We start from the raw sequence: 24,477 nt of genomic DNA on the forward strand, positions 1-24,477 counted from the left end.
GGCCTGTCGGCTGCGCACCCCGTTTCGTATTTGGCTGAATTGTGGCTGGACCTGTTAACCAATAGTCCCTAGGTATATCCACATGACGCAGGCCTACAGCCTTCTCCTGCTGCGACTAACACGCCCTTAGGCGTGCCATTTGTCCTGCCCATCTGGCAGGAACCTCGTCTAAGGGCCTTTCCACCTCTCGTTGAAAAATGTGCGCCGGCTCTTGCCGTGCGCGTCGCAAGTCGAAAAAGGCTGTAGCCATCATGCCCATGTTGTCCGATCCCTCGGCCAAGTACCGCCCGTTTCCGCAGGTAAACCTGCCCGACAGGCAGTGGCCCACCCGCACCATCACCGCCCCGCCCCGCTGGCTGAGTACAGACCTGCGCGATGGCAACCAGTCGATCATCGATCCGATGGACCGCGCGAAAAAGACGCGCTTCTTCGATCTACTGGTGGAAGTGGGCGTGAAGGAAGTCGAGGTCGGCTTCCCGGCTGCCGGTCAGACCGAGTTCGATTTCATCAGCTGGCTGGTGCAATCGGGCAAAGTGCCGGAAGACGTGGTGGTGCAGGTGCTCACCCAGTCGCGCGAGGACCTCATCACGCGCAGCTTCGAAAGCCTGGAGGGCGCGCATTCCGCCATCGTACACTTGTACAATGCCGTCAGCCCCGCATGGCGCGACATCGTGTTCCGCATGAGCCGTGACGAAGTTCGCGAGATTGCCGTGCGCGGCGCGCAATTGCTGGTGGACGAGGCCGCGAAACGGCCCGGCACGAAATGGCAGTTCGAATACTCGCCGGAAACCTTCTCCACCGCAGAACTCGATTTCAGCTTGGAGGTTTGCGAGGCGGTGATGAACGTCGTCGGCCCGACGAAGGACTGGCCGATCATCCTCAACCTGCCCGCCACGGTAGAGGCCGCCACCCCCAATATCTACGCCGACCAGATCGAGTATTTCTGCCGCAACCTGCCCAATCGCGAGGCGGCGGTTATCAGCCTGCACACGCACAATGATCGCGGCACCGGCGTTGCCGCGGCAGAACTTGGCCTGATGGCGGGCGCCGATCGCATTGAAGGCTGCCTGTTCGGCAATGGAGAGCGCACGGGCAATTGCTGCCTCGTGACAGTGGCGCTCAACATGTACACGCAAGGCATTGATCCGGAACTCGATTTCTCGGACATCGACAAGGTGATCGAGACGGTGGAATATTGCAACGAACTTCCCGTTCACCAGCGCCACCCATATGGCGGCGAACTGGTGTTCACGGCCTTTTCCGGCAGCCATCAGGATGCCATCAAGAAGGGCTTCGAGGCGCATGATCAGCAGAATGACGAGCAGTGGCGCGTGCCCTATCTGCCCATCGATCCTGCCGATCTTGGCCGCGATTACGAGGCTGTGATCCGCGTGAACTCGCAATCCGGCAAGGGCGGCTTTGCCTGGGTGCTGCAACAGATGCAGGGCCTGAAACTGCCCAAGAAATTGCAGGCCGATTTCTCCAAGCACGTGCAGTTCATGGCCGATGATACGGGCCGCGAGCTCAACGCCCCCGACATCTGGGAATGCTTCAAGAAAACCTATTACTTGCAGGTCGAGAACCGCAAATTCGCGCTGGTCGATTATGACGAGGCGCGCGCTGCCGATGGGGACAAGGTCTTCACCGGCACGATCAAGGTGGATGGCGAGGAACAGCGCGTATCGGGCCGCGGCAAGGGCCTGATCTCGTCTGTCCTGGCGACGATCCGCGAGACTTACGGCCTCGATTTCGAGGTGCGCGATTATTCCGAGCATGCGCTGGGCACCGGCGTCGATTCGCGCGCGGCGGCCTATATCGAATGGGCCCTGCCCGACGGGCGCAGCGGCTGGGGCGTGGGGATTGACGATGACGTGGCCACCGCCAGCGTGCGCGCGATCCTGTCTGCCGCCAATGGCGCGGCACACGGGCCGGGCACCCAGAAGTTCTGATCGACGGTGCTTAATCCGATCCGGTGGCAGACCATAGCTGGTCCACCATCGCATCAAGCTCGGTGAAATCCACGCCGGAGGTGAAGGGGTCCTTCCGGCTGAGGCGCAGGCGGTTGTTTCCGGGATCCAGCAACCGCCTGCGCAGCGCCCGTTGCAGCAATTGCAAACTGAGAACGGCATCGCGCGCGGCATCCATCGGCCTGCGCGTCCTGCCGCGCGACCATTCCGCCTCGATCTGCCCCACCCGTTCCAGCACCATCGCGTTATACAGGCGATGCGGCCCGCGGTGCAGCGGCAGCCCCACGCGCAGCGCAGCCGCCGTGCTGCACGGCAGCAGCAGGCCGTTCCGCCGAAAATCATCGAAACCAACAGGCTCCCGCCCAAGGTAGGACAGCATCGCGCCCAGCGCACCGGTTTTCAGGATCTGGCGGGGCAGCAAATGGTGCCGCTGCATGTCTGCCTGAAAGTCAGGGCGGCCACGCATGTTCACAGACCGAAACGGCAGAGCCGGACGGTCTTTCCAAAGATGTGATCCGCTAACCCTTCGGGCTACGTCGTTTAGTGCGCGCCCCTCCACACCTCGACAATACCCGAGTTATCCACAGGTTCCAGTCTTAATGTCTCCCCGGAAGGACCTGTAAAATCGAAACTTTGTGTGATTCGCCCGTTCTCAACCAGCCAGTTGAGCAGGCGCAGGGCGATCTTCGATGCCTCGGCCCGGTCGGTCACCACTTCGGGCGTCATGTACAATTCCTGCCCGGTGAATAGCGACAGCCCCTCGCTCTGTAGCCCGCCAGTATCGGTGGGGAACAGCGCCGCCAGGCCGAGGCCGGGGAACGCCCCGCCCTCTATCCAGCCCATCACGCTGCGGCGGAAATAATCGGCATTGCTGACGGCGCGTGCGGGATGCCAGGCAACGGCCTGCACATTATCCATCTGCGCCAGCGTGGCCGCCACCATCGCCAGCGTCCGCACCACGGGAAACATGGTGCCGCCTGCAGCAAGGTGGGGGCCGGGCTGGATCATAATCGCCTCATACTGCGCGGGATCAAAGCCCGGCGCCGTGCCGAATGTGTGCACGGTTCCCGGCTGGGAACTGCCGGGTTGCGGGGCCAGCCCGGTGAGATCGAAGGTCATGCCATTGGCCAGCAGTTCCAGCCACCCCTCACCATCCTGCCCGCCAGTGGCGGAAGGATCGAGGCTGACGCAGAACTGCGTGCAGGAATTCGCAAGTGCGACAATTTCTTGCGCGCACGGCCGCTGCCCCGCAGCAAACAGCAGCGAGGCGGAGGATTTTATCGCTTTGTGATCAAGGCGTTCGGCACTGGTGATAGATGCTGTCCCTCTTCCCCTCCAATGCCGGAAAGCCTGCCTTGAAAGCAGCTTTTGGTCGAGTCCTCGTACGCTTAAGTTAGGCAACCAGCTTTGCAATATGCCATTATTGCGCGGTAAACGTGTCTGTAGAGAGAAACGCGTGCCCCGTTGGAACACGCCGCGCAAGTCGCTAGATCAACACCATGGCAACACGTTCCGCAATCCTTGGTGTAACGCAATCCCTCTCTGGCAAGGCGTGGCAATGGCGCGGCGGAAACATGCAGGTGGAAGGCGATCTTCACGATCTTGGCCATGATATCACCACCCAGCTGCTGCTGTCGCGCGGCGTTGCGCCCGAAGATCTTGATCGCCACCGCCAGCCTGCGCTGCGAGATTTCCTGCCGGACCCATCCCAGTTCAATGACATGGACCGCGCGGCTGAACGGATTGCAGAGGCGGTTCTTTCCGGGGAAAGCATTGCCGTCTATGGTGATTATGACGTGGACGGGGCCACCAGTTCTGCCCTGCTGATCCTGCTGCTGCGCATGCTGGGCCATGATGCGCGGCATTACATTCCGGATCGCCTGCTGGAAGGCTACGGCCCCAGCGGAGAGGCCTTGCTGAAGCTGGGCGAGGAAGGCTCCAGCCTGATCGTGACGGTGGACTGCGGTGCCATGGCGCACGAGGCGCTGGGCATGGCGCATGATGCCGGGATCGATGTGATCGTGGTGGATCATCACAAATGCTCTCCCGATCTTCCGCGCACCTATGCGCTGGTCAATCCCAATCGGCTGGACGAGAATGACCTTGCCGCATCGCACGGCCATCTTGCCGCGGTTGGCGTCGCCTTCCTGCTGGCCATCGCCGTGGTGCGCACTTTGCGCGCACGAGATTATTTCGCTGATCGGGCTGAGCCCAACCTCATGTCGCTGCTGGATCTGGTGGCGCTGGGCACCGTGGCCGATGTGGCGGCGATTCGCGGCCTGAACCGCGCCTTCGTGGCGCAGGGCCTGAAAGTGATGGGCAAGCGCGCCAATATCGGCATGGCCGCGCTGATAGATGCCAGCCGCCTGAAGGCCGCACCCAAGTGCAGCGATTGCGGCTTTGCCCTTGGCCCGCGCATCAATGCAGGCGGCCGCGTGGGAGAGGCGACGCTGGGCGTCCGCCTGCTGACCACGCAGGATCCGGAGGAAGCGCGCGCCATTGCAGAGCAGCTTTCCCACCTCAACGAAGATCGCCGCGCTATCGAGGCGGCGGTGCAGGAAGAGGCAGAGGCGCAGCTTGCCGCGCAGCACAACCGATCCGTCATCTGCGTGGCAGCAAAGGGCTGGCATCCCGGCGTGATCGGCATCGTGGCCGGGCGGATCAAGGAAAAAACCGGCAAGCCAAGCCTCGCCATCGCGCTGGATGCCGAAACCGGCCAGGGCAAGGGTTCGGGCCGCTCCATCGCGGGAGTGGACCTTGGCGCCGCCATCATCTCTGCAAGAGAGGCCGGATTGCTGGTGGCGGGCGGCGGCCATGCGATGGCAGCGGGCCTCACCATCGAATCGGATCGCCTGGATGAATTCCGGGATTGGCTGGATGAACGGCTGGCCGCCACCGTTGCCAAGGCAAGCGCAGAACAGACCATGCTTCTGGATCTTTCGGTTGCGCCGGGCGGATTGACGCCGGATCTTGTGGAAACAATGGAAGGGGCCGGTCCCTATGGCATGGGATGGCCCGGCCCGCGCGTGGCCGTGGGACCGGTGCACATCATCAAGGCCGATATCGTCGGCAATGATCACCTGCGCATCATCGCTGCCGGGCAGGACGGGCGCAGCCTGAAAGCCATCGCATTCCGCGCTGCTTCCAGTGAAATGGGCCAGTCGATCCTGCACGGTTCGAAGGGCCGCCGCCTGTGGCTGGCAGGGCGCGCAAAAATCGATGATTGGGGCGCCAGGCCCGCCGCAGAACTGCACCTGGAAGACGCCGCCTGGGCCGACTGACAAAAAGACCGGCAATAATGTTGCAAACGGGGCTTGACCGCGCGAGTGCATCCCCCTAATTGCGCCGCTCCATCGCACGTGGCCCCTTCGTCTAGCGGTTAGGACGCGGCCCTTTCACGGCTGAAACACGGGTTCGATTCCCGTAGGGGTCACCACGATGGATTTGCCTCCTGACAGTAACGGTAGCTAACGGCCCCACCGGGCCCCGCAGCATCCCCTGCATGACAGGCCCCTTCGTCTAGCGGTTAGGACGCGGCCCTCTCACGGCTGAAACACGGGTTCGATTCCCGTAGGGGTCACCAGCACCGGCATTTATTCACACCCTTGCCCCCACCTTTCACCCTTCGAGGTGGAAACTGTCATAATTCTCTTGCATGAGCGCAGCCTATGGAAGGCTCCCGCATACCGGCCGCAGCAATCGCGCTTGCCATCGTCTCTGGCGCAGCGCTGCTGTTTGCAGGCGTTGGCTTTGCGCTGTCCATGGCCCTGGTGGGCGTGTGGATCCTGTCTTTCTGGCTGGTGCCCCTGCCCCCGCCCGAACCGCGCACAAAGCGGGTGGAGGCATTGCAGATCAGCCGATCCGGCATGCGTGACCTGATCGAACATTCCGGCCTGCCGCTGCTGCTGCTGGATAACAATCGCATCATCATGGCCAATGCCAATGCGCGCGAAGCCGTTGGCAAGCATATCCTCGGCCAGGATGCGCGCGTCGCATTGCGCCATCCCGCCGCGGTGGACCTGCTGTCGCGCAAGGGCGGCGGCAGCATTACCGTGCAGGGCCTCACCGGCCCGAAAAGCAATTGGCAGATGACCATTCAGCAAATCGACGAGCGTTATTCGCTGGTGGAGCTGATCAATCGCACGTCGGAAGCTGATGTCAGCCAGGCGCACACCGATTTCGTGGCCAATGCCAGCCATGAATTGCGCACGCCGCTGGCCTCCATCATCGGCTATATGGAAACGCTGGAGGACGAGGCGGAGGATATCCCGCCCAAGCAGGCGCGCAAATTCTACGCCACCGTCCTGCGCGAAGCCCGCCGGTTGCAGACGCTGGTGGATGACCTGATGTCGCTGAGCCGCGTGGAAGCGGAAAAGCATGACCAGCCGCGCGAACCCCTGAAGATAGCGCCGATCATTCGCCAGTCTTCCCGCGATGGCGCGGGGCTGGAGCGATTCGATCGGGTCGCGCTGTCCATTGAGGAGGATGATTTGCGGGTGCGCGGCGATTCGCGGCAGCTGGAGCAGCTGGTGCGCAATTTGGTCGACAATGCGCTGAAATATGGCGGGGCGGAGGAGCAGGTGGACGTCAGCCTGACGCGGGGCGAACGGGATATGGCGATCCTGACCGTGCGCGATCACGGCGAAGGAATTGCGCCGGAACACCTGCCGCACCTGACCCGCCGATTCTATCGCACCGATCCCGGTCGCAGCCGCGCAGCAGGCGGCACCGGCCTTGGCCTGGCGATCTGCAAACACATCGTGGAGCGGCATCGTGGACGGCTGGATATCGACAGCAAGCAGGGAGACGGCACGACCGTTACCGTGCGCCTGCCGCTGATGCAGGACGCTGCCTGAGCGCCTGAACGCCTGAACGCCCCAGCGACTACAATTCACCTGTCATAACCGGACAATTATCAACAGCTTTTCCCCAGCCGGAGAGGCTGCATTCCTGCATTGTAACAAAGGCGTCACAAACGGGTCATAGCGGGCACACATCTTCGCAACAAAAGTGAAACCCGATTGTCATGAAAAAGCTATTTGCAGCAGCTGCCCTTGCCGGAACGGCGCTTACCTCCGTCCCCGTGATGGCTCAGGAAACCCAGTCTGTTGAAGACCAGGTGGCCGCCCTCGCCGCAGAAGTCGCGCGCCTGAATCAGCGCGTTGCCGAACTGGAAGCAGAGCAGGTGCAGGCAGAAGCGCAGCAGGCCGATCTGGCGATGGAGCGCGCAGCAATGGCAGCCGAGGTTGTGCAATTGCGCGAATCGATCCCCGCCGCAGCCGTCGCGGCGCCAGCGCCCGCCACCACCACGAAATGGGCAGGCGCGCCGGAATTCGAGACCGAGGGCGGATGGTCGTTCAAGCCATTCGGTCGGCTCAACATCGATGCCGGCACGATCAATGCGCCCGCCTCCGCCGGTCGGCCCGATGGATTCGGCAGCGAGATCCGCCGCGCGCGCCTTGGCTTCAGCGGCGATATTCCCGGCGGCTTCGGCTACAAGATCGAGGTGGATTTTGCAGGCGACGAGGTTGCCGTAACCGATGCCCTGATCACCTATGACGATGGCCCGCTGACGCTGACCGTTGGCCAGCACAACAATTTCCAGTCGCTGGAGGAGCTGACGAGCAGCCGCTGGTCCTCCTTCATGGAACGCGCCGCCTTCACCGATGCCTTCGGGTTTGAGCGTCGCCTGGGCGTTTCCGCGCAGGTGGATGTGACGGACACCATTCTCCTCCAGGCCGGCGTGTTCACGGATAATATCGCAGACATTCCCGGCGATACATGGAGCGGCGATGCCCGCATCGTGGCCAGCCCCAAGATGGGCGAAACGCAGCTGCACTTCGGCGGCAGCGTGCATTATACCGACGTGGCCGATGGTGACACGGTTCGCTATCGCCAGCGCCCGCTGGTGCATTTTACCTCGGAACGCTTCATCAACACCGGCAATATCGGCGCCGACAGCGAAATCGGGCTGGGGCTGGAAACGGCCATCATCAGCGGCCCCTTCCACGCTGTGGGCGAAGCTTTCTGGCAGAAGGCAAACCGCGCGGATGCACTGATGGGCGATGCCAATTTCTTCGGCGGCTATGCCGAGGTCGGCATGTTCCTGACGCCGGGCGATCGCCGCGGGTACAAGGGCGGCAAGTTCGATCGCACGCGCCCTGCCAACCCGGTGGACGAAGGCGGCATCGGCGCGATCCAGATAAATGCGCGCTATGATTACCTGGACCTGAGCGATTCGGCTGCTGGCATCATCGGTGGCACGCAGAACGGGTATTTCGCATCGCTTGCATGGGTGCCCACCGATTACACCCGCCTCACCTTCAACTATGGCCGCCTGCAATATGACGATGCAGTTTATGCCACCGGCGCGGGCGAGCGCGATTATTCCGTCGATGTGCTGGGGATGCGGGCGCAGATCGACTTTTAGAAAACCCACCGCAATGTGCTAGCGACAATCATGACAAGCGGTCACGCACCGAACTCCTGACTGTCGCATTGGCGTCATACAGCAGACCTAGCGGTCTGCCATCTCAACCGAATGAGGATTACCATGACCGTGAATTTTCGTACCGCAGCTTCGGCTCTTGCCCTTGTCGCACTGGCAGCCTGTAACAACGCCGGTGGCGGCGACACGCGTGACAGCGTGCGTGCCGTAGGCTCCTCCACTGTATATCCCTTCGCCACGCGCGTTTCGGAAAGCTTCACCCGCAACCACGATTTCGCCTCCCCCATCATCGAATCGACCGGCACCGGCGGCGGCATGGCGCTGTTCTGCTCGGGCATCGGCCCGGACACGCCGGACATCGTGAACGCATCGCGCCGGATGAAGGCCAGCGAGTTTGAAACCTGCCAGCAGAACGGCGTTGAAGGCGTCACCGAAATCCAGATCGGCCTCGATGGCATCGCTTTTGCCAGCGCCACCAACGGCATCGATTTCGACCTGACCCCAGAGATCATGTACCAGGCCATCGCCGCCAATCCCTATGGCAAGGAACAGACGTTCGAGAACTGGAGCGACATCGATCCTTCGCTGCCGAACAAGCCCATCCTGGTGTACGGCCCGCCCTCCACTTCCGGCACGCGCGATGCGCTGAACGAGCTGGTGCTGATGGTCGGCTGCGAATCGGGTGAAGGCATGGCCGAGCTGGAAGAGCAGGACGAGGACGCTTTCGAAGCGACCTGCACCGAACTGCGCAATGATGGCGCCTATGTGGAGCAGGGCGAGCAGGACAATCTGATCGTGCAGAAGATCGAAGGCAATGCCGATGCCATCGGCATTTTCGGCTTCTCCTACCTGGAAGCCAACTCCGATCGCGTGCACGGCCTGACCGTGAACGGCGTGGAGCCCACTTACGAAAACATCGCCAACTTCGATTATGTCGGCGCGCGCCCCCTGTTCATCTATGTGAAGAACGCACACCTCGATGCCATCCCCGGCCTGCGTGAATTCGTGGCCGAATGGGCAAACAACTGGGGATCGGGCGGGCCTTTGGCAGAGGTTGGGCTTGTGCCTAATCCTGAAGACGCTATGGCGCGCAACAACACTGCTGCTAGCGAGTTCACTCCGCTTTCAGCTTCCGATTTGAAGTAGGGAAACCTCTTAGCGGATATGTCTGCCAGCACCCTAATCCTTCTCGTCCTTGGACTGGGGCTGGCCGGCTGGCTGGTCGCTCGCTCGCGTGCTGCGATGTTTCGCAACGCGAGCGAGAACCGGCGCATCGCGTCCCTGCCCGTCTACCACGCCTGGTATGCAGCGCTGTGGATCGTTGTTCCAACACTGCTGTTCGCCCTGATCTGGGCGCCCATTTCAGAACAGCTTATCATTCAGCACGTGCTGGCCAGCCCCGCTGCGGCGGATCTGCCCGCTTTCGGCATGCAGCGCGAAACCCTGCTTTCCGAGGCTCGCAACGTGGCTACCGGCGCAACGTCTGGCGTCTTCAATCAGGAGGCCGCCGCGCTGGTGGAGCCTTTTGAGGAGGCACTGTTCCGCTATCGCATCGTGGGCTTCATCGTCACATTGCTGGTGGCGGCTGCGGGCGCTGCCTACGCCTTCCTGCGCCTGAAACCCGATTTCCGCGCCCGCACCCAAGTGGAGCGCGCCGTGCTTTCCACCCTGCTGCTGGCATCGCTGGTGGCGATCCTCACCACGCTGGGCATCCTTGTCAGCCTGGTGTTCGAGACCGTGCGGTTCTTCGGCATGGTCTCTCCCATAGATTTCCTGTTCGGCACCAATTGGTCGCCCGATCCGATGAGCAGCGCCAGCAATCCCGATGGCAGCCGCTATGGCGCGATCCCGCTGTTCTGGGGCACATTGTTCATCGGCGCGATCATCGCCATGATCGTGGCCATTCCGCTGGGCATGATGAGCGCGATCTACCTGAACCAGTACGCCCCGCCCCGCGTGCGCACATGGGTGAAGCCCGCGCTGGAGATTCTGGCTGGCGTGCCCACCGTGGTTTACGGATATTTCGCCGCGCTGACGATTGCGCCTGCCATTCGTGACATGGCGCTGTCGCTGGGCGTGTCCAACCCATCCAGCGAAAGCGCACTGGCCGCTGGCCTGGTGATGGGCGTGATGATCATTCCCTTCGTCTCCTCCATGGCGGACGATTCGATTGCCGCCGTTCCGCAGGCGATGAAGGATGGCTCTCTGGCAATGGGAGCGACGCAGAACGAAACGATCAAGCGCGTTCTGGTGCCCGCCGCCCTGCCCGGCATCGTGGCGGGCATCATGCTGGCCATCAGCCGCGCCATCGGTGAAACCATGATCGTGGTGATGGCCGCCAGCTTTGCCGCCAATCTTTCTGCCAACCCGCTGGAGGCGATGACCACGGTGACCGTGCAGATCGTTGCCCTGCTGACCGGCGAGGGCAGCTTCGATCACCCGGCAACACTGGCGGCCTTTGCGCTGGGCTTCGTGCTGTTCATGGTGACACTGGTTCTCAACATTATCGCATTGCGAGTGGTGAAGAGGTTCCGCGAAGCTTATGAGTGATACCGCACCCAAAATCCGGCCCACGCGCACACCGGCTTTCGAGGCACGGCTGAAAAAGCGTTACCAGGCAGAACGGCGTTTCAAGATCGCCGGTCTTTCGGCAATCGTTTTCTCCGTGGCCGTGCTGGTGTTCCTGCTGGTCACCATGTCGATCAACGGCATCGGCGGTTTCCAGCGCGCAGAGATGCCGGTTGCCATCAACTTCACGCAGGCTGGCCTTTCGGTGAACCCGTCACTGGATGATGAGCGGGCGATTGTCCGCTCGCTCGAATCGCAGGGCCTGCCCGCCGTTGTGGAATTCAGCGCGCAGCAATCGCTGGGAGACGCCGGTGCTGAGCAGCTGAACAGCGAGGCATGGCGTCTGGTGGCGCAGGATCTTGCTGACGATCCCGCACTGCTGCGCGGCGAACACACGTTCTCCCTGCCGACCACGGAAGCGCTGGCCAGCGCCTACGCCGGAGACGGCAATGTAGATCTGCAGCCACTGGCAAAGGAACTGTCTGATCGCGGATTGCTGGCCAAGCGATTCGATGCAGGCTTTCTGGAACGCGCTGATGCCACCGATCCGCAGTTGGTGGGCATCTGGGGCGCACTCAAGGGCTCCATCCTCACGATGGTCGTCACCCTGCTGCTCGCTTTCCCCATCGGCGTTCTGGCCGCCCTCTATCTGGAGGAATATGCGCCTAAGAACCGCTGGACCGACATTATCGAGGTGTCGATCAACAACCTTGCCGCCGTGCCATCCATCATCTTCGGCCTGCTGGGTTTGGCGGTGTTCCTGTGGCTGTTCCCCAATTATCGCTCTGCCCCGCTGATCGGCGGCATGACACTGGCCCTGATGACGATGCCGGTGATCGTGATTGCCGGGCGCAACGCCATCAAGGCGGTGCCGCCCTCCATCCGCGATGGTGCGCTGGCCATCGGTGCGTCGCCGGTGCAGGTGGTGTTCAACCATGTTCTGCCACTAGCGCTGCCCGGCATTTTAACCGGCACGATCATCGGCATGGCCCGCGCACTGGGCGAAACCGCGCCGCTGTTGCTCATTGGCATGCGTGCCTTCGTTGCCAGCCCGCCCGACGGCTTCACCGATAACGCCACCGTGCTGCCGATGCAGATCTTCCTCTGGTCTGACGAGATTGACCGCGGTTTCGTGGAACGCACCAGCGCGGCGATCATCGTGCTATTGATATTCCTCCTGCTGATGAATGGCCTGGCCATTTATCTTCGCAATCGATTCGAGAAGAAATGGTGATGTCCGAAACCGCAGACAGCCCCCTGGCAAACCAGGCGCAAAAGTCGCTGGAGAGCGAGAACATCGAAACGGGCGAGCCCAAGATGCGCGCCCGCGATGTGGACGTATATTATGGCTCGAAACAGGCGATCGATGGCGTCAATATCGACGTTTACACCGAGTTCGTAACTGCCTTCATCGGCCCTTCCGGCTGCGGCAAGTCCACCTTCCTGCGCGCGCTCAACCGCATGAACGACACCATCCCCTCCGCCCGCGTCACCGGCACGATTGAGCTGGATGGAGATGATATTTACGCCAGCGGCATGGACGTGGTGCAATTGCGCGCCCGCGTGGGCATGGTGTTCCAGAAGCCCAACCCCTTCCCCAAGTCGATCTACGACAACATCGCCTATGGCCCGAAGATTCACGGTCTGGCCGAATCCAAGTCCGACCTTGATGAGGTGGTGGAAAAGAGCCTGCGCCGTGCGGGCCTGTGGGAAGAGGTAAAAGATCGCCTCACCGATTCCGGCACCGCGCTCTCCGGCGGGCAGCAGCAGCGCCTGTGCATCGCGCGCGCCATCGCCGTCGATCCCGAAGTGATCCTGATGGATGAGCCATGCTCCGCCCTCGATCCCATCGCCACGGCCAAGATCGAGGAACTGATTGACGAATTGCGCGGCCGCTATGGTATCGTGATCGTGACGCACTCCATGCAGCAGGCGGCCCGCGTGTCGCAGCGCACGGCGTTCTTCCACCTTGGCAATCTGGTGGAGTACGGACACACGTCTGACATATTCACTAATCCCGTCGAAAAGCGCACGCAGGATTACATCACAGGGCGGTACGGATAATGGTCGAACATACAGTCAAGGCTTTTGACGAGGACATCACCCGTCTGCGCGGCCTGATCGCAGAAATGGGCGGACTTGCCGAAGTCGCCATTCATGAGGCGCTGCAGGCGCTCGTCAACGGGGACGAAGAGCTCGCCGCCGAAGTCGTGAAACGCGATAAAAAGCTGGACGCGCTGGAAACAGAAGTGGACGCCATGGCCGTCCGCATCCTCGCCCTGCGCGCGCCGATGGCCGACGACCTTCGCGAGATCGTGGCTGCCCTGAAGATCGGCGGCGTGGTGGAGCGCATTGGCGACTATGCCAAGAACATCGCCAAGCGCGTTGGCCGCATCGAAGGCCGCGCCCGGTTCGAACCCTTGCTGCTGCTGCCCGCCATGGGCGAAGTGGCATCGGAAATGGTGCACGACGTTCTCACCGCCTACGCCGCACGCGATCCGGTGGTTGCGCGCGAAGTGATCGAGCGGGACGACAAGGTCGATGCCTTTTATGACAGCATCTTCCGCAACCTCGTCAGCCACATGGTGGAAAACCCCTCCACCATCAGCAGCGCCGCGCAATTGCTGTTCGTCGCTCGTAATATTGAGCGGATCGGCGATCACGCCACCAATGTCGCGGAGATGGTGCATTATTCGGCCACCGGCTCCTATCCCAGCGATATCGAGCGGTAATTTGCCGAAGCGCGGATTGGTTGGGCGCTTTGCAACAAATCTGACACAAGATTGAAATATCAGGGGCTCCACGGCATTGTTGACGATGCCGCAATCCCGAGGGGCCTCTAATTCAATGTCCACGCCCAAATTGCTGCTTGTCGAAGATGACATCGCACTGGCCGAATTGCTGGAATACCGTTTTGAAAGCGAAGGTTACGACGTTCGCGTAACCGCCGATGGCGACGATGCCCTGATGATGGCATCCGAAGACGCGCCCGATCTCGTCATCCTGGACTGGATGATCGAAGGCACTAGCGGCATCGAGGTATGCCGCCGCCTGCGCCGTGACAAGGCGACTGCCCATGTGCCCATCATCATGCTGACCGCGAGAGAGGCGGAGGATGACCGTGTGCGCGGCCTGGAAACCGGCGCGGACGATTACCTCACCAAGCCGTTCTCCCCTCGCGAACTGCTCGCGCGCGTGGCCGCCGTACTTCGCCGCGTGCGCCCGGCCCTGGCTGGCGAAACGATAGAGGCTGGCGATCTGAAGCTGGACCCCGTCGCCCACCGGGTGGAGCGGCGCGGACGGCAGTTGCATATCGGCCCAACCGAATACCGCCTGATCAAGTTCTTCATGGAACATCCGCGCCGCGTATTCTCGCGCGGGCAATTGCTGGATGCCGTGTGGGGCACAGGCAGCGAGATCGAGGAGCGCACGGTGGATGTGCATATCCGCCGCTTACGCAAGGCTATCGCTGTAGAGAACACGCGCGACCCCATCCGCACCGTGCGTTCCGCCGGATACGCGCTGGAGCCGGTCTAGCGGCAGGCCCCCATCGCGGGATTGCGGCCCTGGTCGAGGTGAAAATGGTCCGCATGGGCAGCGTTGTATTCCGGCGATAATACGGTGCCGAAGTTGCCACAGGCGGCATCGCGTGCAGCCTTCAGGAAGCGGGCCTCTTCATCGTCTTCGCCCCAGTCTCGCAGCACGCTGATGGTGCGGCCATCCTCCAGAATGAAGCCTGCGATATCGATGGCATTGCCGGTGGCGTGTTCGCTCCACGGCGCGTTGGCGTCATTATACATCCGGCGGCAGCTATAGGTTCCATACTGCTGAATTCGTGCGACTTTACCGCCCAAAATCTCCTCCGACAGCGGCTGCAGGTCCTTCTCGAGCCACAGCACCATTCCCGCGGCCACTGGGCAGGTGAACTGCGGGAACCGCGGGGCAAAGGGCATGGTGCCCAGCGTCAGGCGATCGTCCCGGCGGCACTCTCCGTCACCCGTGGCAGGCAGCGGAGTGAAGGCCACTTCGCTGCGATCCAGCACCGCGCGGCAATCCTCGATACTGCCGCGCAGGCCCGACAGCTTTGTAGGTGTCGCCCAGCCACGCTCATCCCGCAGATCCAGCGGCGCCCAGGGATTGTTCTGCGGATTTTCGGCCAGGTAAACGCGTCCTGCCATCAGCAGGGCGAACAACACCATTAATATCGCGAGTTTGCGGTCGTCAGCGGGAGGGGTTGGCCATTTCTTCTTGCGGGTCACATCAATGAAAGTCCCGCGACTTAGGAATGATCCGAGCATTGCGCGGATGGCCTCTGGGATTAGAGCCACGCGTTGGGGATCCATCTGCATTTGGCAACTGGTCGATCAAGTCACGTGGCCGGATGGCGGGATTGGCGTTGTTGGCTGGGTCATCCGAACCGCTGCGCAGATCATCACGCGGGTTCAGCCTGCCCGAAAGCGGGCTGTTCACGTGGTCTGCACGGGCGACTGGCGCGTTCAGCAGATCGTCTGACAGCAGGTGCAATTGCTGCGTCGCATCGGTCATGTGGTGCGCGAAGACGTGGATCACCTCGTCATCATATTCCACCCGGCCGCGCACCTCCATCAGCCGCGCGCCCATCACCACGGTGCGCTGTTTCTCCTTCAGGTCTGGCCAGACGACCAGGTTGATGACGCCGGTCTCATCCTCCAGCGTGATGAAGCACACGCCCTTGGCGCTGCCCGGCCGCTGGCGGATCAGCACCACGCCCGCCACGTGAACCATGCTGCGGAACTTGCGCGCGCGAAGATCGCATGCGCGCACGAAGCCGCGCTCTGCCAAATTGGCGCGCAGGAAAGCCATCGGATGCGCTTTCAGCGAAAGGCGCGTGGTCTGGTAATCTGCCACCACCTCCTCGCTCAGCGGCATTTTCGGCAGGATCGCCCTGCCCCGCTCTGCGCCCTCGTCCCGCTCGTCCGCATGGGCGAACAAGGGCAGGTCCATGCCCCCCACCAGACTGCGCGCATCCCACAAGGCCTGCCTGCGCGACATATCCATCGAGCCGAAAGCGTCGGCACTGGCGAGCCGCTCCACATGCCCAACCGGCACACGCGCCCTGTCGCGCAGTTCGGCAACATCGGCATAGGGCCCGCCATCCTCTCGCGCGGTGACGAGCGCGGCGGCGACATGTTCGGGCAGGCCATCCACCTGCCGCAGGCCAAGGCGCATGGCGATGTGCCTGTCCTGCCGCCCGCTTCTGCCATCCTGCGCTGCCCCCCGCGCAGCACCGATAACCTCCAGCGTGCAATCCCACTGGCTGTGGTTCACATCCACCGGCAGCACCTCCACCCCATGCTCGCGCGCATCCCGCACGATCTGGGCAGGCGCGTAGAAACCCATCGGCTGCGAATTGAGCAAGCCGCAGGCAAAGGCCGCGGGGAAGTGGCATTTCAGCCAGCTTGAAACGTACACGAGATGCGCGAAACTGGCGGCATGGCTTTCGGGAAAGCCGTATTCGCCAAAGCCGCGGATCTGGTTGAAGCACCTTTGCGCAAAATCGCGATCATAGCCGCGCGTCACCATGCGCTCCACCATCATGTCCTGCAGCTCATCCACCATGCCGCGGCTGCGGAAGGTGGCCATCGCCTTGCGCAGCCGGTTCGCCTCCGCACTGGAGAAGCGGGCGGCGTCCAGCGCGATCTTCATCGCCTGTTCCTGGAAGATGGGCACGCCCAGCGTACGCTCCAGGATGCTGGAAAGCTCGTCCGGCGCGCCATGTTCTGGCGATGGCGCGGGGATCTGCACCTGCTCCGCCCCGCGGCGGCGCTTCAGATAGGGGTGCACCATGTCGCCCTGGATCGGGCCGGGACGCACGATGGCGACCTGGATCACCAGGTCATAGAATTCGCGCGGGCGCAGGCGCGGCAGCATGTTCATCTGCGCGCGGCTTTCCACCTGGAACACGCCCAGCGAATCGCCGGTGCGCAGCATTGCGTAGGTTTCCGGGTCCTCACGCGGAACGCTGGCCAGCGTCAGCTTGCGGTCGTGATGGTTCTCCAGCAGGTCCAGGCATTTCCTGATGCAGGTGAGCATGCCCAGCGCCAGCACATCCACCTTGAGGATGCCCAGCGCCTCGATATCGTCCTTGTCCCATTCGATGAAGGTGCGATCCGGCATGGCGCCATTGCCGATTGGCACGGTCTGCGTCAGCGGCCCGTCGGTGAGGATGAAACCGCCCACGTGTTGAGACAAATGGCGCGGCATTCCAATCATTTGCTCCGTCAACCTGAGGACGCGGCGCAGGTGCGGATCGGATACGTCCATGCCCGTTTCCTCGGCATGTTTCTCGCTCACCTCCTTGCCCCAACCACCCCAGACGGTGCGCGCCAGGGCGCTGGTGACATCTTCGGACAGGCCCATCGCCTTGCCCACCTCGCGAATGGCCATGCGTGGGCGATAGTGAATGACGGTGGCGGCAAGGCCGGCGCGATGGCGGCCATATTTGCTATAGATATGCTGGATCACCTCCTCGCGCCGCTCATGCTCGAAATCGACGTCGATATCGGGCGGCTCCTTGCGCTCCTCACTGATGAAGCGATCGAACAGCAGCTGGTGCTTGGCGGGATCGACAGATGTGATTTCCAGGCAATAGCACACGGCAGAATTGGCCGCAGAGCCACGCCCCTGGCACAGGATCGGCGGATCCACGCTGCGCGCGTAATCGACGATATCCTTGATGGTGAGGAAATATCGCGCCAATTCCAGCTTGCCGATCAGCGCCAGTTCGCGCTCAAGCGTTTTCTTTACAGAATCCGGCAAGCCATTGGGATAGCGGCGTTTTGCGCCCTTCCATGTCTCGCTTTCCAGATAGGCCTGCGGGCTCATGCCATCGGGATAGATTTCTTCGGGATATTCGTATTTCAGCTCGTCCAAGCTGAAATTGCAGGCATCGGCCACGGTGCGCGCGGCCGCGATGGCGTGGGGCCAGCGCTCGAACAGGCGCAGCATCTGCTGGGGGCTTTTCAGGTGCCGCTCTGCATTGGCGTGCAGCATGTGGCCTGCGCGTGCCACCGTGGTCTTGTGCCGGATTGCCGTCATCACGTCCTGCAAGGGGCGGCGTTCCGGCGCGTGGTAATGCACATCGTTGGTGGCAAGCAGGCTGAGGCCATTCGCCCTGGCCAAGGCATCGAGCCGGTCTATCCGGGCGATGTCATCCCCGCGATAGAGGTAGCTGGCGGCAAGATGGCCGAGGGTGGGCAGGCCGGAAGCGAGGTGCGGCAGGATATCGGAGAGTGTGCCGGTCACGTGATCTTCGCGCAGCGTGCCATCCAGCGCCACCACATTACTGGCCCAGCCCGGCACCGTCAGCCTTTCTGTCAGATCGCGCGGCGGGATCAGGATAAGCTGAATGCCGCCCTCCCCATCTTTGGCAGCATGTTCGGCCAGCATGGGCAGCGAGATGTCGCACACGCCCTTTTCCTGCCACTCGCCATCCAGCGTGGCCATGCGCCCTGCCGAGATCAGCGTGCACAGGCGGCCATAGGCGGCGCGGTCCGTGGGATAGGCGAGGAAGGCGAGGCCCTCTGCCGTCTCTATCCGGCAGCCGATGACGGGGCGCATCTTCAGCGTCTTCGCCTCGCTATGCACGCGCACCACGCCCGCCATGGAATTGGCATCGGCGATCCCAATGGCATCATAGCCAAGGCTGCGCGCCGTCAACACCAGGTCCACCGCATCGGATGCACCGCGCAGGAAGCTGAAGCAGCTGAGCATGCCGAGCTCGACGAAAGCGCTGCGCGGCGGGGCGTCTATGCTGTCGGGATCAAGCTCGATCGTGCGCTTGGGGAGGACATCGCTATCGGGCACGTCACCCCACCAGCTGCGACAATCGTTCCTTCACGGCGGCAAGGTCTGCCGCGAACAGCCGCTCCTGCTCCGCCTTGGCATCACCATCCAGGCGCAGGAGGTAGGACGGGTGCGCCGTCACCCACAATTCGCTGCCATCGTCGAGCGGCATCGGCTCTCCGCGCACCTTGGAAATGCTCACCGTCTTGCCCAGCATCGCGCGCGCCGCGCTGGCGCCCAGCGCCAGCACCACCTTAGGCTTCACGATGGCGCGCTCCGCCTCGTGCCACCAGCGGCACACGTCGATTTCCTTGGCGGTGGGCGACTGGTGCAGGCGGCGCTTGCCGCGCTGCGTGTATTTGAAATGCTTCACCGCATTGGTGACATAGGTTTGCTCGCGCTCGATCCCGGCCACTGCCAGCGCGGCATCCAGCACCTGGCCCGCCGGGCCGACGAAGGGCTTGCCTGCCAGATCCTCCTGATCGCCGGGCTGTTCACCCACGATCATCAGAGCTGCGTCATCCGGCCCCTCCCCCATCACTGCCTCGTTTTCCAGAGAGCCGATGGGGCATTTGCGACAGGCGTGGATCGCCTTGTCTATCGCCGCCAGTGTTTCCGGCCGGTCCTCGAACTCTTCCCCGAATAACGAGGCGCCTGCATCCACCATTTCGCTTTCCCGCTTCTGCGCGCCCGCCACCAGCTCTGGAATCAGCGCGGCCTCGGGCATGTTCTTCCAGTATTTGCGGGGCATTTCCTTCAGCATCGCCCCTATCTTCAAACGCGCGGGGTTGAAGATGGATGCGTAATATTTGCGCCAGAGATCTTCGGCAGGATCGCCCTGCGGCGCATCGCTCTTCTGCGCCGGGCCGCTTTCGCGCACCACCTCTCCATCCCAATGGATGCAGCCGCGCGGCGTCAGGATGGACCAGTGCATGTTGGCAAAGCGGCGCACGAAGAAGCCTGCCTCGCGCCTCACGATGTGGTGATCGGGTTCGAACCAGGCGACGTAGTGCTCCCCATTACCTTCTGGCCCCTCCTCATCCCCCACCATGCGGAAGCGGACGAAGGCGTGCATCTTATGCGCATCGCGGCGCACGGACTTGTCCATATCCTCCAGCCGGCGGACCTGGCTATCGGCCTTGTCCTCCATCAGCCGCGGATTGGATTGCAGCCGCCACAGCATGGCGTAGAGCAGGGAAAACCGTTCAGGGTCAGAGTGATGCGCCACGTTCTTCGCAATCGAGAGGAACCGTTTGCTGGCGCGGATCATGCGGGTGGCATCGTCCGGCACGGGCAGCCGCTTGTCACCGTGGCTGAACAGCGAGCCATTGCCGCCCGGCTCCACCCAGGCCACGCGGTCCGGCGGCACATCGCATTGCACAAGCTGCCGCGCCCGCTCCCGCCAGAAGGCGAAATCGTCCGGCTCCGGCATGTGGACCACGTAATAGGTGCCCAGCTTCACATGTTGCAGCGCGGTCATGCCGCGAACAGCTCCAGTTGCTCCTGCTTTGGTGCCAGCAGGCTGCGCAGATCGGCGCGATCGGTCAGCAAGGTGGGGCGCCAGTCGACGGTACATATGAACGGGCGCACCTTGGCAACGGACACCGTCAGCTTCGCCACATCGTCCAGCCGCAAGTTGCGATGGCGACGGCTGGCGAGGATTTGCCCCACGGCCCGCGTGCCCAACCCCGGAACGCGCAACAGGTCTTCACGCGGTGCGCGGTTCACATCCACCGGGAAGCGTCCGCGAAACTTCAGCGCCCATGCCAGCTTGGGATCGATATCCAGCGGCAAGTTTCCATCGGCATCTGTCGCCTGCATCACCTCTGCCGGAGCAAAGCCATAAAAGCGCATCAGCCAATCCGACTGGTACAGCCGGTGCTCGCGCATCAGCGGCGGGCGCTTCAGCGGCAGCACTGCGCTGGCATCGGGAATGGGAGAGAAGGCGGAGTAGTACACACGGCGCAGCTTGAAATTGCCGTACAACCGGCTGGCCTTGCCCACGATATCGCTGTCCGTCGCGGCGTCGGCCCCAACAATCATCTGCGTCGACTGGCCGCCCGGCGCGAAACGCGGCGCGTGCTTGAACCGCTTGCGCTCATCCTTCGACTGGCGGATCGCCATCTTCATGCCGCCCATCGCCCCTTCGATCTGGCGCGAGTTCTTGTCCGGCGCGAGGCGGGTAAGCCCGACATCGGTGGGCAGTTCCACATTGATGGACACACGATCTGCATAAAGGCCCGCCTGATGCGCCAGATCAGGGTCTGCCTCCGGAATGGTTTTCAGGTGAATGTAACCACGAAAATCGTGATCTTCCCGCAGGATACGCGCGGTTTCTACCAGCAGTTCCATCGTGTGGTTGGAGCTTTTGATAATGCCGGAGGAGAGGAACAGCCCTTCGATGTAATTGCGGCGATAAAAGGTCAGCGTCAGGTCCGCCACTTCCTGCGGCGTGAACTTTGCGCGGCGCACATTGCTGCTCTTGCGGTTGATGCAATAGTGGCAATCGAAGATGCAGTGATTGGTCAGCAGGATCTTGAGCAAGGAGATGCAGCGGCCATCGGGCGCATAGGCATGGCAGATGCCCATCCCCTCTGTCGAGCCGACGCCCTTGCCGCCCTTGCTGTTACGCTTGGCCGTGCCCGACGAGGCGCAGGACGCATCGTATTTCGCCGCATCGGCGAGAATCTCCAGCTTCTGAATTGTTTCGAGCGCGGCCATATGTTCCATATATGTTCCAACGCTCGATTCGCCAAGGTAAAACGCCAAATTGTTGAAAATAGGCGCTGAAGTCACTTTCCCGCAGCCCGCCTGCCCAGCAGCGAAAAAAGACGAAATTAACGATGAATCTTGGCGCCTTTTTTACCAAGGCACCGCAAGCTGGTGACAACCACGGAGAAGGGGACATGGGCATGAAACTGTTTGCGCGCACCAAGGCTGCACCGGCCGCCGATCGCCGAGCCGCGCCCCGCATCCGTGTGAACCATCCGGCCACGATGGTCATGCCCAGCGGCAACCGCACGGGCCGCATCTTCGACATTTCCATCAATGGTGCGCGCTTCGTGACGGATGATCCCCCAGCCACAGGCGTTGGCGTCATCCTCGACTGGACCATGCATGAGGCATATTGCCAGGTCACATGGACGAAGCCGGGTATGTGCGGCGTACAGTTCGATCGATCCTTGCCCGCACGCGTGGTGGAGGAGTTGTCTCAAGCAGCACCATCCGGGCCAAGGCCGGTAAAAAGCGCAGTAACCCCTCTGCCCGATAAAGCGCCCCGGCATCCCGCGCCGCCCACGCGGTTTGTCGGCTAGGCGCTTCGCCGGGCAAGCGACAAAGTCCGGGAAACTGGACTGAATCAATCCTACGTGACAAACAGGCCGTGCAGCTTCCGAAAAGAGGCGCATCAGGAGAGGCCGATTGAAGCGGATGCCATTCAGCGCGGCGATTGCGGACGCGCCCCTTCGGCCCTTCCAGATCATCGTCGCCATTTTCGGCCTCGCCCTGCTGGTGATCGACGGGATCGACCTGCAATCGCTATCCCTCGTCACGCCGCTGATCCTGGACGAATGGAGCATCGATCGCGCGCTGTTCGGCCCTGCCCTTGCCGCCTCGCTGTTCGGCATGGGCTTCGGCTCCATGCTGGGCGGATTGCTGGGGGACAGGATCGGGCGGCTCAACACACTGTTCATTGCATCCATGATTTTCGGATCGACCACGATTGCCGCCGCCTACACCAACAATGTGTGGGAGATGAGCGCGGTGCGGGCCATCGGCGGACTTGGCTTTGGCGCGGCCTATCCCAATGCGCTGGCGCTGGTGAGCGACTGGGTATCGGCCCGCCACCGCCCCCATGCGATTGCCGTGCTGTCAGTCGGCATTCCCGTGGGCATTACCGTGGCCGCCGAAGTGCTGCCGCTGCTGCTGCCGGACCATGGCTGGCGCGGGGCGTTCGTCATTTTCGGCGTGGGCTCGCTGATATTCGGCGTGCTGATGAGGCTGGTGCTGAGGGAACCGCCGCCGATCTACATGGCCAAGGGCAATACCGCTGCCGCGCAAAAGAGCGCCGCAAGGGTTATCGATGCCGATATCGAACTGACGCCAGAGCCGGAGGACGAGGCCGACCCTGCAACGGGCGAGCGGATCGGTATCTTTCACAAGCGGAATACGCGGCTGAACATCGCCATGTTCATAAGCTTTTCCGCTGCCACCACGCTGGTCTACGGCCTGCTGAACTGGACCACCGAACTGCTCACCTCTGCCGGCTTCACGCTGGAGGAGGCTTTGCGCGCCACGTCGTGGCAAGGCATACTCTCGATGATCGGCGGCATTTCGGCCGGCTTCACCGTGCGCACATTTGGTTCGCGCGGCATGATACTGGCGGGCGCATCCGGCATCACCATCACCATCATCACGCTGGCATTTATGGTGGAGGGGCTGGACGGGCCTCCCTCGCCTTCGCAGATCACCACCATCGTGGCGCTGGAGGGGCTGGCCGTGGGCCTTGTGAGCATGATGATATCGCTGTTCTACGTAGTGATGGCGCATGGCTATCCCTCCGCCTGTCGTTCGGGCGGGATCGGCTTTGTCATCACGTCTGGCCGGGTGTTCTCCATCGCGATGGTGTTTGCGGGCGGCTGGTTGCTGAATTTGGGCGGAGAGAGCTTCGTGTTTTATTTCGCCACGCTGATCTTCGTCGCGCTGCTGGTGTTTCCCGCTGCCTTCATCATCGATTGCCATATCCTCCCCGCCCGCAAACAGGAGCCTTCATCATGACCGTGATCGCCGGACGCCGCATCAGCCCGCAGAACCTTGGCAGTGCTTATGACCGCTTCACCGTCACCCCCTATGCCGGTGCACTGGGCGCAGTGATCGAGGGGGTGGACCTGTCGCAGGATCTGGATGACGCCACCATCGCCGAAATCCGCCGCGCACTGATCGAGAACCAGGTGATCTTCTTCCGCGGGCAGGATTTCACACCCGAACAGCACCTCGCCTTTGCCAAAAGGTTCGGCACGCTGAACCAGCATGACCAGGTGAAGGGGATGGAGGAATATCCCGACATCATCGAGGTGCGGCAGGAACCGACCGACACGCGCAATTTCGGCGGCGCATGGCATGGCGATGTGACGTACCTGCCCGAACCTCCACTCGGCTCCATTCTCTACGCGCGCGAGGTTCCGCCGGTGGGCGGAGATACGCTGTGGTCGAACCTGTACCTTGCCTATGAGGACCTCTCGCCCGGCTACCGCGCCATGATCGACCCGCTTACCGTGGTGCACACGCCTGCGCTGATTTACGGCACCAAGTCGATGGACTGGAGCAAGGACAGCTCTATGAATTCCTCCCCCACCGAGGCCGCGCATTACGAGGTGGAGCATCCGTTGGTGCGCACCCATCCGGAAAGCGGGCGCAAGCTGTTCTACGTCAGCGGCGCATACACTCCGCACTTCAAGGACCAGACCGAGGAGGAAAGCGCGCCCATCATCGACTATCTGATGTACCAGGCTACGCGTGAACCCTTCACCTGCCGCTGGCGCTGGCAAAAGGGCGACGTAGCCTTCTGGGACAATCGCGCCACGCTGCATTACGCGCTGAACGATTATCACGGCCACCTGCGGGTGATGCACCGAGTTACGATCAATGGAGAGCGGCCTGCGAGATAATTCG

The 24,477-nt window shown here is 62.3% G+C and carries 19 protein-coding genes and 2 tRNA genes; 15 read left to right on the forward strand and 6 right to left on the reverse strand.

What is annotated here, in order from left to right; translation table 11 throughout:
- The first annotated feature begins 251 nt into the window (after positions 1 to 251).
- On the forward strand, positions 252 to 1,949 hold the full coding sequence (leuA, locus tag GRF63_RS09390; protein WP_160485757.1) for a 2-isopropylmalate synthase: 1,698 nt from the start codon (positions 252 to 254) through the stop codon (positions 1,947 to 1,949).
- 10 nt (positions 1,950 to 1,959) lie between these two features.
- Here the strand turns inward: leuA and GRF63_RS09395 are convergent, their stop codons facing one another.
- Both GRF63_RS09395 and GRF63_RS09400 read right to left on the reverse strand, forming a co-directional pair.
- Positions 1,960 to 2,433, reverse strand: coding sequence for an AHH domain-containing protein (locus GRF63_RS09395; RefSeq protein ID WP_160486305.1), 474 nt, complete (start codon positions 2,431 to 2,433; stop codon positions 1,960 to 1,962).
- A 74-nt stretch (positions 2,434 to 2,507) separates the two neighbouring features.
- A complete protein-coding gene (locus tag GRF63_RS09400; RefSeq protein ID WP_160485758.1) occupies positions 2,508 to 3,086 on the reverse strand; it encodes a hypothetical protein in 579 nt (192 codons plus the stop codon).
- A gap of 380 nt (positions 3,087 to 3,466) precedes the next feature.
- On the opposite strand from GRF63_RS09400, the gene recJ reads away from it, so the two are divergent.
- From recJ to phoB, 11 genes are all read left to right on the forward strand, one after another.
- Positions 3,467 to 5,248, forward strand: coding sequence for a single-stranded-DNA-specific exonuclease RecJ (gene recJ, locus GRF63_RS09405; protein ID WP_160485759.1), 1,782 nt, complete (start codon positions 3,467 to 3,469; stop codon positions 5,246 to 5,248).
- An 80-nt stretch (positions 5,249 to 5,328) separates the two neighbouring features.
- Positions 5,329 to 5,403: transfer RNA gene (locus tag GRF63_RS09410), tRNA-Glu, on the forward strand.
- A gap of 72 nt (positions 5,404 to 5,475) precedes the next feature.
- A tRNA-Glu gene (locus tag GRF63_RS09415) sits at positions 5,476 to 5,550 on the forward strand.
- Positions 5,551 to 5,635: 85 nt separating this feature from the next.
- Positions 5,636 to 6,823 (forward strand): sensor histidine kinase, encoded by a 1,188-nt coding sequence (locus tag GRF63_RS09420; RefSeq protein WP_160485760.1) that lies wholly within the window; start codon positions 5,636 to 5,638, stop codon positions 6,821 to 6,823.
- Positions 6,824 to 6,993: 170 nt separating this feature from the next.
- Positions 6,994 to 8,397: a porin gene (locus GRF63_RS09425; RefSeq protein WP_160485761.1), complete on the forward strand. Its 1,404-nt coding sequence runs from the start codon at positions 6,994 to 6,996 to the stop codon at positions 8,395 to 8,397.
- Positions 8,398 to 8,520: 123 nt separating this feature from the next.
- On the forward strand, positions 8,521 to 9,561 hold the full coding sequence (locus tag GRF63_RS09430; RefSeq protein ID WP_160485762.1) for a substrate-binding domain-containing protein: 1,041 nt from the start codon (positions 8,521 to 8,523) through the stop codon (positions 9,559 to 9,561).
- A gap of 18 nt (positions 9,562 to 9,579) precedes the next feature.
- Positions 9,580 to 10,965: a phosphate ABC transporter permease subunit PstC gene (pstC, locus tag GRF63_RS09435; protein ID WP_160485763.1), complete on the forward strand. Its 1,386-nt coding sequence runs from the start codon at positions 9,580 to 9,582 to the stop codon at positions 10,963 to 10,965.
- Positions 10,958 to 12,217: a phosphate ABC transporter permease PstA gene (gene pstA / locus GRF63_RS09440; RefSeq protein ID WP_160485764.1), complete on the forward strand. Its 1,260-nt coding sequence runs from the start codon at positions 10,958 to 10,960 to the stop codon at positions 12,215 to 12,217. The genes pstC and pstA overlap by 8 nt, the downstream gene beginning before the upstream one ends.
- An 83-nt stretch (positions 12,218 to 12,300) precedes the next feature.
- Positions 12,301 to 13,047, forward strand: a complete 747-nt coding sequence (pstB, locus tag GRF63_RS09445) for a phosphate ABC transporter ATP-binding protein PstB (RefSeq protein ID WP_237392453.1) — start codon at positions 12,301 to 12,303, stop codon at positions 13,045 to 13,047.
- The gene (gene phoU, locus GRF63_RS09450) at positions 13,047 to 13,715 is read left to right on the forward strand and encodes a phosphate signaling complex protein PhoU (protein ID WP_202131667.1); all 669 of its coding nucleotides are present in this window, start codon (positions 13,047 to 13,049) and stop codon (positions 13,713 to 13,715) included. Before pstB ends, phoU begins: the two co-directional genes overlap by 1 nt.
- 115 nt (positions 13,716 to 13,830) lie before the next feature.
- Positions 13,831 to 14,520 carry a phosphate regulon transcriptional regulator PhoB gene (gene phoB, locus GRF63_RS09455; protein ID WP_160485766.1) on the forward strand — a complete coding sequence of 230 codons (690 nt, stop codon included), beginning with the start codon at positions 13,831 to 13,833 and terminating at the stop codon, positions 14,518 to 14,520.
- On the opposite strand, the gene GRF63_RS09460 is transcribed toward phoB, so the two are convergent.
- From GRF63_RS09460 to GRF63_RS09475, 4 genes are all read right to left on the reverse strand, one after another.
- Entirely contained in the window at positions 14,517 to 15,161 is a 645-nt protein-coding gene (locus GRF63_RS09460; protein WP_237392402.1) for an extensin-like domain-containing protein, read from the reverse strand. The genes phoB and GRF63_RS09460 overlap by 4 nt on opposite strands.
- A gap of 82 nt (positions 15,162 to 15,243) precedes the next feature.
- Positions 15,244 to 18,828 carry an error-prone DNA polymerase gene (locus GRF63_RS09465; RefSeq protein ID WP_160485768.1) on the reverse strand — a complete coding sequence of 1,195 codons (3,585 nt, stop codon included), beginning with the start codon at positions 18,826 to 18,828 and terminating at the stop codon, positions 15,244 to 15,246.
- Between the two features lies 1 nt (position 18,829).
- Positions 18,830 to 20,287 (reverse strand): UdgX family uracil-DNA binding protein, encoded by a 1,458-nt coding sequence (locus GRF63_RS09470; RefSeq protein WP_160485769.1) that lies wholly within the window; start codon positions 20,285 to 20,287, stop codon positions 18,830 to 18,832.
- Entirely contained in the window at positions 20,284 to 21,528 is a 1,245-nt protein-coding gene (locus tag GRF63_RS09475) for a putative DNA modification/repair radical SAM protein (RefSeq protein ID WP_160485770.1), read from the reverse strand. Before GRF63_RS09475 ends, GRF63_RS09470 begins: the two co-directional genes overlap by 4 nt.
- A 191-nt stretch (positions 21,529 to 21,719) precedes the next feature.
- On the opposite strand from GRF63_RS09475, the gene GRF63_RS09480 reads away from it, so the two are divergent.
- From GRF63_RS09480 to GRF63_RS09490, 3 genes are all read left to right on the forward strand, one after another.
- Complete coding sequence (locus GRF63_RS09480; RefSeq protein ID WP_160485771.1) at positions 21,720 to 22,121, forward strand: PilZ domain-containing protein; 402 nt, start codon at positions 21,720 to 21,722, stop codon at positions 22,119 to 22,121.
- 115 nt (positions 22,122 to 22,236) lie between these two features.
- Positions 22,237 to 23,583, forward strand: coding sequence for an MFS transporter (locus GRF63_RS09485; protein ID WP_237392454.1), 1,347 nt, complete (start codon positions 22,237 to 22,239; stop codon positions 23,581 to 23,583).
- Complete coding sequence (locus GRF63_RS09490) at positions 23,580 to 24,473, forward strand: TauD/TfdA dioxygenase family protein (protein WP_160485773.1); 894 nt, start codon at positions 23,580 to 23,582, stop codon at positions 24,471 to 24,473. The genes GRF63_RS09485 and GRF63_RS09490 overlap by 4 nt, the downstream gene beginning before the upstream one ends.
- Positions 24,474 to 24,477 lie beyond the last annotated feature (4 nt).

Origin of the sequence: Aurantiacibacter rhizosphaerae, assembly GCF_009807005.1 — a bacterium.
Taxonomy (GTDB): Bacteria; Pseudomonadota; Alphaproteobacteria; order Sphingomonadales; family Sphingomonadaceae; genus Alteraurantiacibacter; species Alteraurantiacibacter rhizosphaerae.